Origin of the sequence: Orbus sasakiae, assembly GCF_039542345.1 — a bacterium.
GTDB lineage: Bacteria > Pseudomonadota > Gammaproteobacteria > Enterobacterales > Orbaceae > Orbus > Orbus sasakiae.
Genome location: NZ_BAABHY010000001.1, coordinates 1827747 through 1844316, shown reverse-complemented (window position 1 = coordinate 1844316; position 16570 = coordinate 1827747). Strand labels below are relative to the sequence as shown.

The 16570-nt window shown below is 37.7% G+C and carries 19 protein-coding genes; 10 read left to right on the top strand and 9 right to left on the bottom strand.

Annotated features, from left to right (window positions below):
• Positions 1–15 precede the first annotated feature (15 nt).
• The 4 genes from ABEA36_RS08180 to ABEA36_RS08165 form a co-directional block, all read right to left on the bottom strand.
• Positions 16–762 (bottom strand): fimbrial biogenesis chaperone, encoded by a 747-nt coding sequence (locus ABEA36_RS08180; RefSeq protein ID WP_345490718.1) that lies wholly within the window; start codon positions 760–762, stop codon positions 16–18.
• Positions 763–783: 21 nt separating this feature from the next.
• Positions 784–1332, bottom strand: coding sequence for a Csu type fimbrial protein (locus tag ABEA36_RS08175; RefSeq protein WP_345490716.1), 549 nt, complete (start codon positions 1330–1332; stop codon positions 784–786).
• A gap of 25 nt (positions 1333–1357) precedes the next feature.
• The gene (locus tag ABEA36_RS08170; RefSeq protein WP_345490714.1) at positions 1358–1909 is read right to left on the bottom strand and encodes a Csu type fimbrial protein; all 552 of its coding nucleotides are present in this window, start codon (positions 1907–1909) and stop codon (positions 1358–1360) included.
• A gap of 320 nt (positions 1910–2229) precedes the next feature.
• A complete protein-coding gene (locus tag ABEA36_RS08165) occupies positions 2230–3156 on the bottom strand; it encodes a DUF7916 family protein (RefSeq protein ID WP_345490712.1) in 927 nt (308 codons plus the stop codon).
• A 153-nt stretch (positions 3157–3309) separates the two neighbouring features.
• Here ABEA36_RS08165 and ABEA36_RS08160 point away from each other — a divergent pair, with 153 nt between their 5' ends.
• The gene (locus ABEA36_RS08160; protein ID WP_345490710.1) at positions 3310–4062 is read left to right on the top strand and encodes a GntR family transcriptional regulator; all 753 of its coding nucleotides are present in this window, start codon (positions 3310–3312) and stop codon (positions 4060–4062) included.
• A 41-nt stretch (positions 4063–4103) separates the two neighbouring features.
• Here ABEA36_RS08160 and acuI read toward each other — a convergent pair whose 3' ends face one another.
• On the bottom strand, positions 4104–5087 hold the full coding sequence (gene acuI, locus ABEA36_RS08155) for an acrylyl-CoA reductase (NADPH) (protein WP_345490708.1): 984 nt from the start codon (positions 5085–5087) through the stop codon (positions 4104–4106).
• Between the two features lie 511 nt (positions 5088–5598).
• Here acuI and ABEA36_RS08150 point away from each other — a divergent pair.
• The 9 genes from ABEA36_RS08150 (at position 5599) to ABEA36_RS08110 (ending at position 13138) form a co-directional block, all read left to right on the top strand.
• Positions 5599–5934, top strand: coding sequence for a transcriptional antiterminator (locus tag ABEA36_RS08150; protein WP_345490706.1), 336 nt, complete (start codon positions 5599–5601; stop codon positions 5932–5934).
• Between the two features lie 33 nt (positions 5935–5967).
• On the top strand, positions 5968–6333 hold the full coding sequence (locus tag ABEA36_RS08145; protein ID WP_345490704.1) for an SFCGS family glycine-rich protein: 366 nt from the start codon (positions 5968–5970) through the stop codon (positions 6331–6333).
• A 28-nt stretch (positions 6334–6361) separates the two neighbouring features.
• Entirely contained in the window at positions 6362–6658 is a 297-nt protein-coding gene (locus ABEA36_RS08140) for a DUF4312 family protein (protein WP_345490701.1), read from the top strand.
• Between the two features lie 19 nt (positions 6659–6677).
• Positions 6678–7430, top strand: a complete 753-nt coding sequence (locus ABEA36_RS08135; protein WP_345490699.1) for a DUF4311 domain-containing protein — start codon at positions 6678–6680, stop codon at positions 7428–7430.
• A gap of 30 nt (positions 7431–7460) precedes the next feature.
• Positions 7461–8114, top strand: coding sequence for a DUF4310 family protein (locus ABEA36_RS08130; RefSeq protein WP_345490697.1), 654 nt, complete (start codon positions 7461–7463; stop codon positions 8112–8114).
• A gap of 77 nt (positions 8115–8191) precedes the next feature.
• A complete protein-coding gene (locus tag ABEA36_RS08125; protein WP_345490695.1) occupies positions 8192–9319 on the top strand; it encodes an amidohydrolase/deacetylase family metallohydrolase in 1128 nt (375 codons plus the stop codon).
• The gene (locus ABEA36_RS08120) at positions 9312–10430 is read left to right on the top strand and encodes a DgaE family pyridoxal phosphate-dependent ammonia lyase (protein WP_345490939.1); all 1119 of its coding nucleotides are present in this window, start codon (positions 9312–9314) and stop codon (positions 10428–10430) included. The genes ABEA36_RS08125 and ABEA36_RS08120 overlap by 8 nt, the downstream gene beginning before the upstream one ends.
• A gap of 20 nt (positions 10431–10450) precedes the next feature.
• Positions 10451–11194 carry a 2-dehydro-3-deoxy-phosphogluconate aldolase gene (gene dagF, locus ABEA36_RS08115; RefSeq protein ID WP_345490693.1) on the top strand — a complete coding sequence of 248 codons (744 nt, stop codon included), beginning with the start codon at positions 10451–10453 and terminating at the stop codon, positions 11192–11194.
• 9 nt (positions 11195–11203) lie between these two features.
• Positions 11204–13138 carry a BglG family transcription antiterminator gene (locus tag ABEA36_RS08110; protein WP_345490690.1) on the top strand — a complete coding sequence of 645 codons (1935 nt, stop codon included), beginning with the start codon at positions 11204–11206 and terminating at the stop codon, positions 13136–13138.
• 83 nt (positions 13139–13221) lie between these two features.
• On the opposite strand, the gene ABEA36_RS08105 is transcribed toward ABEA36_RS08110, so the two are convergent.
• The 4 genes from ABEA36_RS08105 to ABEA36_RS08090 form a co-directional block, all read right to left on the bottom strand.
• Positions 13222–14073, bottom strand: a complete 852-nt coding sequence (locus tag ABEA36_RS08105) for a GRP family sugar transporter (protein WP_345490688.1) — start codon at positions 14071–14073, stop codon at positions 13222–13224.
• Positions 14074–14132: 59 nt separating this feature from the next.
• Positions 14133–14918, bottom strand: a complete 786-nt coding sequence (locus tag ABEA36_RS08100; RefSeq protein ID WP_345490686.1) for a glucose-1-dehydrogenase — start codon at positions 14916–14918, stop codon at positions 14133–14135.
• 297 nt (positions 14919–15215) lie between these two features.
• Positions 15216–15701, bottom strand: a complete 486-nt coding sequence (gene ybaK / locus ABEA36_RS08095) for a Cys-tRNA(Pro) deacylase (protein ID WP_345490684.1) — start codon at positions 15699–15701, stop codon at positions 15216–15218.
• The gene (locus ABEA36_RS08090) at positions 15685–16515 is read right to left on the bottom strand and encodes a YciC family protein (protein ID WP_345490682.1); all 831 of its coding nucleotides are present in this window, start codon (positions 16513–16515) and stop codon (positions 15685–15687) included. The genes ybaK and ABEA36_RS08090 overlap by 17 nt, the downstream gene beginning before the upstream one ends.
• Between the last annotated feature and the right edge of the window lie 55 nt (positions 16516–16570).

Below are 16570 nucleotides of genomic sequence, written 5' to 3'. Positions count from 1 at the left end.
GCGAATCGACTGATACTACCGTTTTTTTACGGTATATGATTTTTGTCCATTAATCGTCATGGTGAGCTGGCTTGGTTCATTTAATGTGTTGTTCACTTTTAATCGGATGACCGAATGAGGTAAAACATACGTTGATAGCAGGCCGGCTGTTTTTTGATTCATATCAATATGGCTTAGGTGTAAATGTGTGTTACCTTGATTATTAAACTCTAACCACTTATTTCCTTTGCTATTAACAAAGCGCCAGCTCAAATCATTTTGTACATTTTCGTCAATCACGTTGTGTTTTAATCCTGCACCATAGATAAATAGAGGTAGGGAATAACGCATTTGGAAATTGACGCCTTGCTGTCCTTTCGGCTGAGTGGGTATTTCATCTAAAACCAAACGATAGGTTAGCTCTTCATTAGCCAGTGCGGTTTTTTTATTTATAATTCTAACAATTTGTTGGCTTCCAGAGGCAATGGTCATCATGGGTGGGCTACCAATGACATTTTGTTGTGGGAGCAGTTGTTCTTCACCATTAACCTGAGTCCATTGGTAAATTCGCATTTGTAATACCACGGGTTGATTACCACGATTTTCTAAACGCAAGATAACCGACTTTTCATTTTGTTCCATGACCAAATTTGTCGGCCAAATGACAATCGAAGCATTCAGTGATTGGCTGATAAAAAGGAGATGAAATAAACATCCCCATTTTATTAATTTCAATACATAGATTTTCCACGTCGTTACGTGATTAAAAAAATTGTGAAACATCGCATTTACTCCATCTTATCATTACCATGAAATGACCACCGTTAAAGTATCCGTGTAGTTACCCGGTGGTTGACTGTTATTGAGCTTAACGGCTGCATACACAGGCAAGGTAATATTATTACCACTGCTTGACGTGATTAATGTTATGGGTTGATCAATACCAATCGGATTATTTAAAGCCACATCTGAATACAGTTGATAAGGTTGCCGATAGCCGCCGGAACGACTCATATTACGACTGCCATCATAATAGAGACCGCGGTCAATACTGATTGTTAGATTTATGTTAGGTGTGCAGTTTAGGCTAATTGTTGAATCTAGCACTAAAGCACTGATCACCGTCTTTGAAGATAAACTTGCGACTTGACCAAAATTAATATCGCCCAACTTACTGGTGGTTGCCCCTGCAATTTGGCATCCTGGTAAAATAGCGGCTTGAACTAAGATTGGGCAACCGGCGGGTGAATTGGATAATTGACAATTTGTGGCACAATAGGCTGGTACTGCCAGTATTAGCAATACCAGTAAGCAATGACTTTTTATATAAAATGTTAAGCCATATTTTCTCATTGGCGCACTCAAAACATTGAAATACTTAGAAATCAATTTTTAGGGTGATAGTGTCTGTATATAAACCGACTGCTAATCCATTTGCCCCAACGGCTTTTGCATAGATCGCGACGGTTTCAGTTGAGCCATCATTGCGACTTGAAAAAAAGGCATCGTTAGGGTTTATCACACTAGTATAGCCAGAATCTTTATAAAGAGAGTAATTGATATAACTTGAACCATTTTTCATGGCATGATTATACGAAGATGTTGCACTTGCATCGTTGGCTCCGCTAATTAGCGTCATCGTTGGTGTACTACTTGAACCCGCATTACATTGAATGGTTAGCAATGAACCTCCGCTACTTTTGACGGTGGCACCTGCTGTATCAAATAAGCTGATTTGTGAACCAAAGTCTAAATTACCAAACGATCCACCATTCGATACTTGACCACCGTTAATTAAGCATGAGCCCGTAACATTCATTGTGACACCAACAGTCCCATTTACACTATCTGCAGCTAATGCCTGATGAGAGGTCATTGCAAATATACTAAACATTGCTATTGGTAAAACCGGTTTTTTTAAAAATTTCATGACGTTCCCCCATCAAGGACAAAAACTGTTTTACTAGGATAAAAATAATTAATTTTATGTGATTAATTATTATCAAATACACTATACCATGTATTACATAGTTTCAAGTATTAAACAGTTTTTAAAAATCAATTAGTTACACATTGGATTTGATTTAACGTAATGATTTGTAATGATATTTTAAGTTGTTAATATAATTTAATAAAAAGCACAATCTCATCTATAGGCTTTACCTATTTTAGTCAATAAAAAGACACAATGCTTACAGTGTCAGCATTGTGTCAATGTCTGATAAATTATCAGATGGACAAAATGAGCGATCAGCGGTTGATTGAACGAGCTATGCGTGCATAGGTGTGTCTTACCCCTCGAATTGCAACACTATACGTGAAAATGTTTTCTGGTAACGCAATCCCCATATAGCCAGTATCTCCAATATGATGTAAATCGGCTCCCGCCATTTTACTCATTAATGCAATTTGCCGGATTGTTTCTTTATCAGCGCCTTCTTGTGAAGTACCGATTGCGGTCATGGCTAAACAATTTTTATGGTGTATTGCCTGAACTAAATCAGACACTTTATCTAAACTCATACCTGGTATTGTCCCTGGTGCTGGAACAAGAATAATGTCAGCACCATTCTCAATAAATTGATGGATCTGTTGCTGGTTAATGATTGCATCACCATGTTCTTGCACGATCCCTGCACTGTGCATCTTGCCTGCGATAATGATCAATTCATTACCAACTGCTTGCTTGATGTCTTTAATTGCATGGTTGATTGCACTATTACTCACACCATTATTGGGGTTGCCCGTTATGACAACGAAACGGCCGCCCATTTCAACCAGTTTTTTCGCATTTTCTGCATTTGCCAAACGACCTTGCGTCATTTTCCAAATATCCTCATGCTGCAAATCAACGAGTGGATCGACTGCTTCAAGATTAATGCCAACCACACGACCGGTTAATGTCTGTAATGTTTTAATAATATGTTGGGGTTTGATATTAGCGGGTAAGCCTAGTAATACTGGGTTGATAACATCAAACATGTTGACTAATAATAAGTCGGCGCCTTGTGACGCAGCAAGCTCAGCATTGGTAATTGTGTTAAGGAGTGGACTGGTGATTGCAATTGTCTCGCTCAGCAAGACTCTTCCTTCACTGGCTTTAATTGCATAGATAAGATCATGTTTATTCATCTTTACTAAATCTGATGCATTACAATCAAGATAGCGTTTTAGCATATAAGTTCCTCAATATTGAATAATGTATAAACCAATTATATACCAATAAGATTAAATTTAGATCATATTAATGAAAATTTACTTTAGTCAAAACAAGATTAAAGATACAATATTGAGCTATATGTTATGGTAATAGAGCTAATGTAATTAAATATGACCAAAAAAATCAATTTGTTACAAATCGATTATTCCTCACCACAACCAATTTATATGCAGTTGATTACACAAATAAAATCAGCAATTTTGCAAGGGGAATGGTTAGCCGGTGAAGCCATACCTACTGAACGTGATTTAGCAAAATCGCTAGGTATTTCTCGAGGGACGGTACGAAAAGCATTACAGGAATTAATTACAGAGGGGTTGATTATTCAAGCACAAGGTTCAGGAACATTTATTGCGCCGAAACTTGTACCATCATTGCTTACATTGCAAAGTTTTAATGAGATTGCCAAAACACAAGATTATCAGCCCCAACATCATGTGTTAACCAATATTACACGTGTGCCCACGGCAATTGAAGCGCAGGTGCTGGGCATCGCTTTGACACAAGATATTTGTGAAATCGTACGTGTGCAATCAATCAATCAGGTGGTTGTGTCACTGCAAAAAGCAGTGCTGTCATTGCCCGACTCTTGCATCAATATGGCTGATCAAACTTCACTTTATCAGTATTTAGATGCGATCGGTTATACGGTGGCATATGCGACACAGTCATTTCGTGGTGCGGTTGCTGATGATTACTTAGCTTCACATCTTCATGTGGCGATAGGAACGCCTTTATTATTCGTCATCCGTAAAGGCTTTACACAACAAAATGTGGCGATTGAATATACTTATTCGTGGTATATCAATGATTATTGTGATTTCACGATTGAATTAAAAACGGATACAGCGCACTTTCATTAAGCTAGCGAGAATGGATTAACATTCTCGGCTATTTTTATTGATTAACGATTGACATCAACAATGATACGTCCGCGGATTTTTCCTTGCATTAATTGTGGAATTGTCGTGATGACATCACTCAGCGAAATTTCGGTTGAGATTTTATCAAGTAACGAGCTATCAAGTAAGTCAGATAAACGTTGCCATGCATCAATTCTATCAGCATAACAACGCATGACACTATCAATCCCGGCTAATGTGATGCCTCGTAGAATGAAGGGCGCAACGCTACTATTGAAATCCATACCTTGCGCAAGTCCGCATGCAGCGACGGTTCCACCATAGATTGTACTCGCGCAAGCATTCGCTAATGTATGACTACCCACACTATCAATGACGCCAGCCCAGCGCTCTTTTTGTAATGGTTTGCCTGGACTTGATAGTTCATTCCGATCTATGATTTCATTTGCCCCAAGTTGCATTAAATAGTCATGTTCTTGCACTCTACCAGTTGAAGCCGTGACTTGGTAACCCAGCTTAGCCAAAATTGCAATAGCAAAACTTCCAACACCACCATTTGCTCCTGTTACCAAAATTTTACCCGATTGAGGTGTTATGCCGTTTTTTTCCAATGCCATCACTGCAAGCATTGCGGTATAACCGGCTGTCCCAATCGCCATCGTCTGTTTTTCAGTAAATTTGACTGGCATCGGGATTAACCATTGACTATCAACGCTTGCAAATTGAGCAAGCCCACCCCAATGTCGTTCTCCAACCCCCCAACCATTAAGTAAAACGTTATCGCCTACTTTGTACTGAGCCGATTGACTTTGGATAATCGTACCGACAAAATCAATACCTGGAACCATTGGGAAGGACCTCACAACTGGACCTTTTCCACTAATAGCAAGTCCATCTTTATAATTTAATGAGGAATAACTGATCTTAACAGTCACATCACCAGAAGGAAGTTGTGTTTGGTTAAGTTGTGACAATTTGGCTTGGTATGTTTGATTATCATTGCTAATCAATATTGCTTTAAACATGCTGGCATCCTTTTATATGATGGGAATAAATGATATTGCAAGACCCATAAATCATAGCGCTGTTGGTGATAAAAAGACAGTATTTCATGTTGAATCGCTGATCATCACCACATGACGTTACTAATAACCAGCTTATCATTGCTATTTTATGACGCCGCCAATAAAAATTTTGAACTAGATCACAAAATTGATAGAAAGTTATTTTTATCATGATCTGACTTTTGCCAAATATTTCCGCTTGGTTTTTCCGTTTGCAAGTAAAAAACACTTTTAAATATCTTAACAGACTATTTGGTATTTTTTATCATAATTATTTGTTATTTATTGTTTTTTATATGATACTATAATCAAATCCTGTGCTTTATACCGCGTTAATCCATTTTATCCCCAGTATAAAAACTGAACTTTATTAAAAAATTTCCTCTTGGTAGCGGAAAAAATCGCTATCAACATTGATTATTGGTTGAATTACGCTTATGACATCAATAAAGGCAAAAGAGAAATCGTAACTATGACACAAGCGCAATTTCGAATGATCGAAGACAACTTAGATCCCGAAGTAATTACTGAAAAAACCATTGATATTATTAATACATGGTTAATTGAAGAGCAAATTAAACAAAATGATGTGCAAAAAGCCATGATGTTGTCTCATGTCAAAGCAATGGTTAACCGTTCTAAAACATTAGAACAATTACCAGAAGTCGATCCAAGTATGTTTGATGAATTATCACAAGAGTCAATGGCGCTTGCGCGTCGAACCGTTGCGCTGTTTGATAATCTACCAATTGAAGAAGCTTACTTATTAGCAGTTCATTATGAAGTTGCTAGAGCGAATGAAGAATAATTATTTTTAATGATGATAAAAGGAGTAAATGTTATGTCTGAAGTTGTTATTGTAATCGGCGATAGAATGGGTAAAGGCCAAAAAGTTGCAGCAGGAATTGATTCAGTTGCAGGTTGTCGTGCCATTGTTGTTCCTGGAATGGCAGCGGATATGAAATTAGGTGATGTTATGCACAAAGAAAATGCAGATCTTGGTATTTCTTTTTGTGGTAGCGGTGGTGCTGGCGCATTAACAGCAAAAAATAAATATGGTTATTCTGAGCGTCACGGTATGCGTTCACCAGAAGAAGGTGAAACCGCAATTGCTGATGGATGTAAAGTATTAGGGTTTGGCTTCATGGATACAGAAGAACTTGGTCGTCGTATTGCTACCGCATACCTTAAGAAAAATCCACGCTAATAACAACAAAATAATAGAGTAGGATTAAATGAAAAATAATCAACAAATGACAGTTAGAGTAAAAGGCGCTGGCAATTCAAAGCAAAAGGCTTTCGCAACTGCTTTAGGTCAAGTTCAGCGTGAAGTACTCAAAAATAGCAGCAATATTATTTTGCGCATTGAACCACTGGATGTCAGTGTTGTTTCAGCGTTTGCAGATATCTCGACTGAAAAATTTCTATTTTTCTTTTTACCACGTAAAAAAGAATTTTATGAAATCACATTAGATGTAGTGATTGATGTGACATTTGTTGATATGAGTAATATTGAGTTTATCTCTAAATAATTTAAATAAGAGAGTTTTTATGGAAATTTTAATTATAGCTTTAAAGTCTATTATCATTGGTGGACTTTGTGGCTTTGGTGTTGGCGCAGGGGCAGCAAGAATGTTTCACGCACCAACTTCTCAAGGAATGGGGGCATTTCGTACATTAGGTGAACTTAACTCGTGTGAAGGTGACCCAGCAGCGCACTTCTCATTTGGTTTAGGTTTCTTCTTTAATGCGTGGGCATCATCAGTTGCAACCGGTGCATTTACACAAGACGTTGATCACCGAATCATTCCAAACTGGGGTGCAGCACTTCTTATGTTTAAAAACCGGAATGTTGCAGAAACGTTACATGATCCCCGTAAAATGGCGATTGCATGTACCATTATCGGTATGATCGTCGTGTTATTTTTAAACACAACAACTTCTGCTATTCCTGATTCATTAAAAACAACAGCAACAGCGGTACTTGTTCCCGCTGCAAACTTATTGGTTGCAATGGTGATGCCTGTCATTTTCTGGCTTGCAGCATTAGACGCAGGTCGTCGTAGTGGATTTTGGGGCACATTGTTCGGTGGTTTAGCGCAATTAATCATGGGTAATGCGGTACCTGGTTTAGTATTAGGTATTTTGATCGGTAAAGGCGTTGATGACAGCGGTTGGAACCGAGTGATGAAAGTGATGTTAGTTGCAGTGATTGTTTTATTTGTCCTAAGCGGATATTTCCGTGGATTTGATATGAAAGTGATCAATTCTTTTAGAGACGGCCTTGCATATTGGTTTAAATAGTAGCATTACAGAATAATTAGGACAGAGATTATGAATACAGAAACAGTAGTGAATAAAAGTTTTTGGTTTGCCGACTGGTCATTCCCAATTCTATGCGGAATTTTATCAGCAGGTATTTTTGCCGGGACTCACACATTTTATGTGTATGGTGTTGGTGCATTTAATGAAATCGCTTTCGTTGCGATGTTAAAGTCAGGTATGTCAACAGGTGATTACGGTGCTATTGCAGCATTTGGTGCAAGTTTCCTTTTTGCGCGAGTAATTGAAGGTTCATTGGTCGGTATTTTAGATATTGGTGGTGCGCTACAAACGGGTATTGGCCTCGGTGTACCAGCGTTACTTCTCGCTGGTGGTTATACGTTCCCTGTTGAAAACTTTATTGCTGCAATAGTGACCGGTTTAATTCTTGGTGTTGCAATTGGTTTGATCATTATCATGATCCGTAAATTTACCATCAACAGTGGTGGTGGTTCTACTTTCGGTGCGGATGTGATGATGGGTGCTGGTAATGCATCAGGCCGTTTCTTAGGGCCAATGATTATTTTATCTGCAATGGCTGCATCGATTCCTATCGGATTAGGGTCTTTACTCGGCGCATTACTATTCTATGTTTGGCGCAAACCAATTACTGGTGGTGCTATTTTAGGTGCAATGGCGTTTGGTGGAATTTTCCCTATCGTTTAGTCATCTAAGACATGGTGATTTATAACAAGACAACTGGGTATTGATTCAGTTGTCTTATCAAAAGCAGAGACATGATTATGTATGATTTAATCCTAAAAAATGCCAAGCTTATTGACGGTAGCATTGTTGATATTGCAATAGAAGCAGGCAAAATTGCTGAACTTGGTCAGATTGATGCTGCGGCTCAAAAAACAATTGATTTAAAAGGTCTGCATTACGTTAGTGCAGGGTGGATTGATTCTCATACCCATTGTTTTGCTCGATCACCTATATATCATGATGAACCTGATTTAATCGGTGTTCATGCAGGTGTTACTGCCGTTGTCGATGCCGGTAGTGTTGGGGCTTTAGATGCTGATGAGTTTTATCATCTCGCACAACAGTCAAAGACAAATGTGTATTCATTCTTAAATATTTCTAAAATTGGTCTTATCAGACAAAGTGAATTGTCCGATATGAATGACATTGATGTGCCATTATTTGATCAAGCTTTAGCAAAATATCCTGATTTTATTATTGGTATCAAAGTAAGAATGAGTCGCAGTGTGGTGGGTGAGAATGGTATCAAACCTCTTGTTCAAGCAAAAGAGATGCAAAAGAAAAGTGGTTTACCTTTAATGATTCATGTTGGTAATAATCCACCAGAACTTGATGAAGTTGCGGATTTACTGACAAAAGGTGACATTATTACTCACTGTTTTAATGGCAAACCTAACAAAATTTTTGATAAAGAAAATAACTTACGTGACTCAATCAAACGTGCTATTGAACGTGGTGTTATTTTAGATATTGGACATGGTGGTGAAAGCTTCAGCTTTGCTGTCGCTGAGCGAGCAAAATGTCTGGATATCTACCCTAATACGATTAGCTCAGATATTTATTCAAAAAATCGTCTGCAAGGGCCTGTATTTAGTCTTGCAAATGTGATGACTAAATTTATCTGTCTGGGATACAGCCTTAAACGTATTATTGATAGCGTTACTTGCAATGCAGCTGAGATTTTACACCTTAAAAATAAAGGTGAATTAGCAGTCGGGTACGATGCAGATATTACTATTTTTGATTTAAAACAAGAAAAAATAGCATTATCAGATGCTGAAGGTGAAGTTCGGGAAAGTAACGAACGGTTTGTACCATTAGCGTGTATTGTTTCAGGTCAAACAGAAATAACAGAAGAAGGACGTAAAAATGGGCTCAATGACTAACGATGATGTCTATTCAAAATATAATCTAAAAAAGGTAATTAATGCCTCTGGTCGTATGACTATTTTAGGTGTATCAACGCCAAGACCACAAGTTACTGAAACGGTTGCTCATGGTTTAAATGAATATTTTGAGATGAAAGATTTAGTTGATAAAACTGGTCAATATATTGCTAAACTTCTTAATGCAGAGAATGCGGCTGTAATTTCATGTGCTTCAGCAGGGATTGTGCAATCTGTAGCCGCGTTTATTGTTAAAGATGACAAAGAACTGCTTTATGATCTGCACTCATCAGATAAATATGTACCACGTGAAATTATTTTACCAAAAGGTCACAACGTGAATTTTGGTGCACCAGTAGGCACCATGGTGTCATTAGGTGGGGGCGTTGTTGTTGAAGCAGGCTATGCTAATGAGTGTAAGCCTGAACATATTGAAGCAATGATCAATGCAGATACCGCGGCGATTTTATATGTTAAGTCACATCACTGTGTCCAAAAAAGCATATTATCGGTCAGCGAAACAGCAGCAATTGCTAAAAAGCATGGCATTCCATTAATTGTTGATGCTGCAGCTGAAGAAGATCTCCAAGCTTATTACAATATGGGTGCTGACATTGTCATTTACAGCGGTGCAAAAGCCATTGAAGGCCCAACGAGTGGTCTGGTTGTTGGTCGCCATCAAGCGATTGAATGGGTCAAACAACAATCTAATGGTATTGGTCGCCCAATGAAAGTTGGTAAAGAAGGCATTTTGGGCCTGACGAAAGCAATCGAATTGTATATGACTGAGCCTGCAGGTGAAACGGGTCAACAAATGGTTGATAAAATGACACCATTTATTAATCAACTCAATGCATTAAATGGTATTTCAGCAAAAGTTGTTTGGGATGGCGCAGGCCGAGACATTGCACGTGCTGAAATCAGTTTTGATGAAAAAGTGATTGGCAAAAATGCAGTCGAGATGATCAAGTTGATGAAACAGGGCGATACAGCGGTTTATTTCCGTGAATATAAAGCCAATGAAGGTAAAGTCGATGCCGATGTGCGTAGTGTTTCAGCCGCGCAATTAGATGTAATTTATCACAAGATTAAAGCGATTATCGAAGTATAGTCGTCGAAAGGAGTAAAAGAATGTCAAAATGTTTACCTAATTATTTACATGACCGCGTATGTTTAAACGTCCTTGCTAACTCAATTGAGAATGCAAAAGAAGTCTATGATGCGGCACAAACTTATGTTGTTGTTGGCGTATTATCAAAAAATTACCCAGACAATCAATCTGCCATTGAAGACATGAAAAAATATGCATTAGCGATTGATAATGCGATTTCAGTTGGTCTTGGTGCTGGTGATCCAAATCAATCAAAAATGGTATCTGAAATTTCTGCTGTATTACAACCACAACATGTGAATCAAGTCTTTACAGGTGTTGCAACAAGCCGTGCATTATTGGGCCAAAACGATACCGTCATCAACGGTTTAGTGTCACCAACGGGTAAAGTGGGCTTAGTTAAAATTTCAACAGGTCCATTAAGTTCTAAAGCACCAGATGGTGTGGTGCCAGTTGAAACGGCGATTGAGCTATTAAAAGATATGGGCGGTAGCTCAATTAAATACTTCCCAATGGGTGGCTTAAAACATAAAGATGAATTTGAGTATGTTGCTAAATGCTGTGCAGAACTTGATTTTTATCTTGAACCAACCGGCGGTATTGATTTAGATAACTACGAAGCAATTTTGAAAATTGCCTTAGATGCAGGGGTGAAAAAAGTGATTCCTCACATTTACACTTCAATCATTGACCCGGTGTCAGGAAAAACCCGACCGGAAGATGTGAAAACCCTATTATCTATCACAGAAAAACTACTTAAATAGGTCAATTTGATGGCATTATTTCCTTATCAACGTCTTGCATATCTTTATGATGCAATTAAAAATGAAACCCTACCTCAGCAAGAGTTAGCGAATCGTTTTGATGTGTCTGCAAGAACGATTCGGACTGATGTCATCACGCTTAACGAAATTTTAAGTTTATATGGTGCCCAGATTGATTATAAAAAAAATGTGGGTTACCAATTAGTGATTTTCGATAGCCAACGTTATGAAACGTTGCCACTTGAAGAAAACCAACTTAAACCACTGCCAAGAAGTAGCCGTGAGCGAGTTCTTGATCTCTTGATCCGCTTTTTAACTCAAGTCAAAGCCGTTAAACTGGATGATATTGCGGACAGTTGGTTTATTAGTCGTAGCACAATCCAAAGTGACATTGCCGAAGTTAAAGATTATTTAGATAAATACGGTTTGTTGTTAGAAAAAAAACCGTATCAAGGCATGCGATTATTGGGTGAAGAGCCTGCGATTCGCACCTGTTTGACAGATATTTTATGGCAGATTTATACGGCTGAAGATCATCGCACAATGGCACGGCTTCAACAAACCGTTTTGCATGATATTGATTTACATTATTTAGAAAAAATCCTGCAAAATCAATTTGAACGTTTTGATTTGAAACTTACCGCAGAAGGTCAGGGTTATCTGTTATATAGCTGCGCAGTTTCCATTTCACGTATTACGATGGGGCAAGAGTTGATTCAGTATCAAACGGATCAATTAGACAGTAACATTATTGCTGCCGCTGCTGAAATTGCCGAAGGATTTGCTTATTTCCTCGGTTCATCGCTGTCAGAAGCTGAGTTTAATTACCTTTGTGTTCAAATTGCGTCCCGTTCTCGGGGCGATGCATCATCGTTATCCAATGCAATACAAGAAAAAAGCGATGGTTTAATTGAACATATTTTAAATTACATCAATGACCATTATAAATATGATATGCGTCATGATGAAAAATTGAAGAAAGATCTGTTTGTGCATATTTCATCTATGCTATCTCGTGTTAAGTATCAAATTCATTCAACAAACCCATTACTTAACGAAATCAAACAATACTATCCATTTGCCTACGATATTACGTTGTCTGCGGTAAATAACACTGAAAAGTATACGGAATTTACATTAACTGAGGATGAAATCAGTTATCTTGCAGTACATATTGGCGTAGCATTAGAAAGAAACTACAGTGTTGAATATGAAAGGCACCCTAGAGTGCTTTTAGTTAGTGAATTGGGTAACTCAACACTGCGTATGATTGAATCAAAAATCAAACGTGATTTTCCGCAAATACAAATTTCTCGACCTTTGTCTTATCGGGAGTATGAGCAGCTTAGTTCTGTTGAAGAGGATTTTATTGTCACAACGGTTAGGCTGACCGAAAAAGATAAACCGATTGTGAAAATTGCGCCTTTTCCAACACCTTATCAATTAGAACAATTAGGGCGTTTAGCGATGGTTGATCGCACGATGCCATATATTTTAGAGCGTTTTTTTGATGAACGTTTGTTCATGGTAATTAATAAACCGATCACTCAGCAAGAGCTGTTTAAAATGGTGTGTAAAAAACTGGAAGCCGGCGGATATGTTGATCCTGATTTTTACCCTTCTTTAATTGAGCGTGAAGCGATTGTTTCAACATTATTAGGTGAAAATATTGCGATTCCCCATTCTGTTGGTTTATTAGCTAAAAAAACCAAAGTGGTCACCATATTGGCACCACAGGGCATCGTCTGGGATAAAAACAAAAATGAAGTTGCCAACGTTATCTTTTTATTAGCCATCAGTAAAGATGAGTATGAAGATGCGATGAGTATCTATAATTTGTTTGTTAATTTCGTGAAAGAAAAATCCACTAAACGTTTATTAAACAGCCGAACTTTTAGTGAATTCCAAGCAATTGTCAAAGACAGCTTCGGGCGAATTTCATAAGATTGACATCCTAATTTTAAAGTCACCTTTTATGGTATAAAAAGCACCATTTTGATGATGGTGCTTAATGTCATTACAGTCATTTAAATAAAAATGGTAATAACACTACCCACCACAATTAATGCTAATCCAACTAATGTACTTTTTAATTCTTTTGGCGTTTTTCGTTCTTTTAGAATAACTAAACTACCGATTGTAGCAACCACCACATTTAACTGTGTAATGATAAACGCCGTTGCCACCCCAGTGAGTTTCGCCGCAAAAATATAAGCTAATGCTGATAAGCTAAATATAATACCCACTACGGCCGTTTGCCATGTTTTGCTTTCAGTAATGGATTTAGGATGTTTAAATAAAATATAGACTAATGCGCCTAAAAAGATACCTAACATTTGTGGAAAGAAAATGGATAGGGCGGGGGCATTAACCATTTTCGGTAAAACATTATAAATCCAATAACCTGCGCTGGTATAAAATAATATCATTACACCGAGTTTTAATGACCGCACATCTGCTTTCTTTTCACTCACTGATGTCATGGCTACACCAATAATCAGTAAAATAATCGCGGCTAATCCGATCAGTTTAAATGTCAAGCCAGGCCATTCATTAAAGGCAATGACACTAATTATCGATGTACCAATAAGTTGCAGTGCAGTACTGACGGGAATGGTTTTTGAAACACCCATAATATCTAATGCATGGTATTGACCTGTTTGACCAATAACCCAAAATACACCAGAAGCTAAACTGATTAAAAATATGGTTAAGGAGATACTATCAGGGGAGGACGAAAATTGGACAATTAAACCAACAATAATTGCGCCAATACCTGTTCCTAGTATTTGATTTGTAGGCTTACCACCTAATTTTTTCAATATAAGCGGCTGTATACCCCAACCCAATGCAGGTAACAGTGCAATTAAAATTTCCATTTATAAACCCTTTTGTTCTCGATAACATGCTGATGAGATAACCCACCAGCTCGTAATGTTTAACCACGCCCACCTTGGAATGATGGGTAGAGCGTCATTCCCCCATCAACAAATAATGTTATCCCCGTTACATAACTCGATTGGTCTGATGCTAACCAAGCTGCAACAGCAGCAACTTCAGCGGGATCACCAATCCGTTGCATTGGTACCATGCTGGTGGTCATTTCTAATTGTTTTGGATCAGCAAATTTTTTGGCATTAATTGGCGTGTTAATCGCACCAGGGCCGATACTATTGACTCGAATATTATGCGGCGCATATTCCATCGCGATTGTTTGGGTAAATAATTTCACGCCGCCTTTTGATGCTGCATAATGCGCAAAAGTCGGCCATGGAATTTGTTCATGGACGGAGGACATATTAATAATATTGCCTTTTTTACCATTTTTAACAAAATAATTGAGTGCAGTACGTGAACCTAAAAAGACGCCAGTTAAATTGATGTTAATGACTTTTTCCCACTCAGCAAGCGGAAGCTCATGAGTATTGTATTGGTTTTCCATTCCGGCATTGTTAACCCAAATATCAAGACCTCCAAATGTGTTGATGGCTTGTTCAAGCAAATGCAGATTACCGTCTTCACTTCCGACATCCGCTTTGACTGCAATTGCATTACCGCCGGCTTTTTTTATGAGATTAACGGCTTCTTCTGCGCCGCTTGCATCTGAATTATAGTTAACAACAACGTTCATTTTTTCTTCACCAAAGCGATAACATATCGCATTACCGATACCTTTTGAACCGCCAGTTATCACTGCAACTTTATTTTGTAATTCAGGATACATAATAAAACTTCTTTTCGTGTTGTATAAAACCATTATGTTATAAACGAAGACTTGAAATTAAAGTCGATCAACTTCACATGCAGGGTTATAACATCAATTTTGCCTAATGATAAAACCAAAAAATAGTTTAACATCATTTAGTTATAGTCAAAACTAAAGATAAAATTAAAATACTAATAAGAAATAGTCAACCTATTTGAGATATAGTAAGAGATGAACTTTAATTAAAATAAGTGGTCGGTAACACACAAAAAAGGGCAATAAAATTGTTGCAACGATGTCATGGATAAGAATAATCTAAACGGCGATATCGACCAATTGAGCATTGACTATTTTGGCAAGATCCTGAGGGGCTATTTCTATTTCAAGTCCACGTCGACCACCAGAAACAAACATGGTCTTAAATTGTGTGGCACTCATATCAATCAATGTCGGGAGCTGTTTTTTTTGGCCAAGCGGGCTAATGCCACCGACTAAATAGCCTGTGATTTTTTGGGCAAGGGTTGGGTCAGCTAAGTCCACTTTTTTGCTATGCAGTGCTTTAGCTGCTTTTTTTAAATCTAAGTGATCATCAACCGGTATCACGCACACCGCTAATTCCTTGCTGTTACCATTAAGGCTTATTACAAGCGTTTTGAATACTTGCTCTGCCACCACATTCAAGCTAGGATCCAGCTTTTCAACAGCCTCTTTGCCAAATTGTGTTTCATGTGGATCGTGTTCATATTGGTGAATATTGAACACGATTTTTAATTTTTTTAATAAATTAATTGCGGGCGTCATAAGGTAACATATTGTTAGATAATGAATAAAGACGATAGAGATAACATACCGTCAGGAAGCTTAACAACAATTTAAATACACTAAAAATCGTTTCCACAATAAAATTATTATCCGCTAACATGCCTGCCATTGCTTTTAATAAAAATGATGCCAAGAGCCAAATTGCAACCATAGGTAGTATTAAGCGCATTTCACGTCTCAAAAAATGCAGCGTGATTTTCAATTTATAGATAAAACCTGCATAGGGCATCGGATCAATAATCACAGCAAGAAAAACAATATACGCGGCCATATAGAATACAGCGGCTAACATGCCAAGCGGCGCAGCAATCGGTGCTAATACCGATGCAACCAGTGATAAAATAATAAAACCAGGTATCGCCAACAGCATAAAAAATAGAATTTGTGGGGCTATTTTTATCAGGCTTTGTAACAGATTATTTAACGAGAATTGCTGTGCTGAAATGGTATAAATCGTGGCAAGGACGCAACTCATTGCAATCAAGTTAGTGACTAAAAATACCAAACCGACTTTAAATAAAAAACTCATTGCAACGGGAACCAGTTGTTGCTTTTGTTGTTCGGAAAGTGAATTGAGTGTATTTGTTAGCGCTTCAGCAGATAATTCACCATATTGTTGTATTGTCTGTTCGAGTATGGATTTAATTGGACTAATCGTTTCAATACTTGGGGAAAGAAGCACATTAATCATTTGCGTGATGATCGATAAAATCACAACAATAGTGACGATTATAGTAAAGTTATTACTTATAAAATTACGAGCATCAGATAATACCGAAGAAAACGACAACAAAACAAACTCCTTTTTGAATAAATGGTAACCGAATTGACATGATTAATGCCAATTC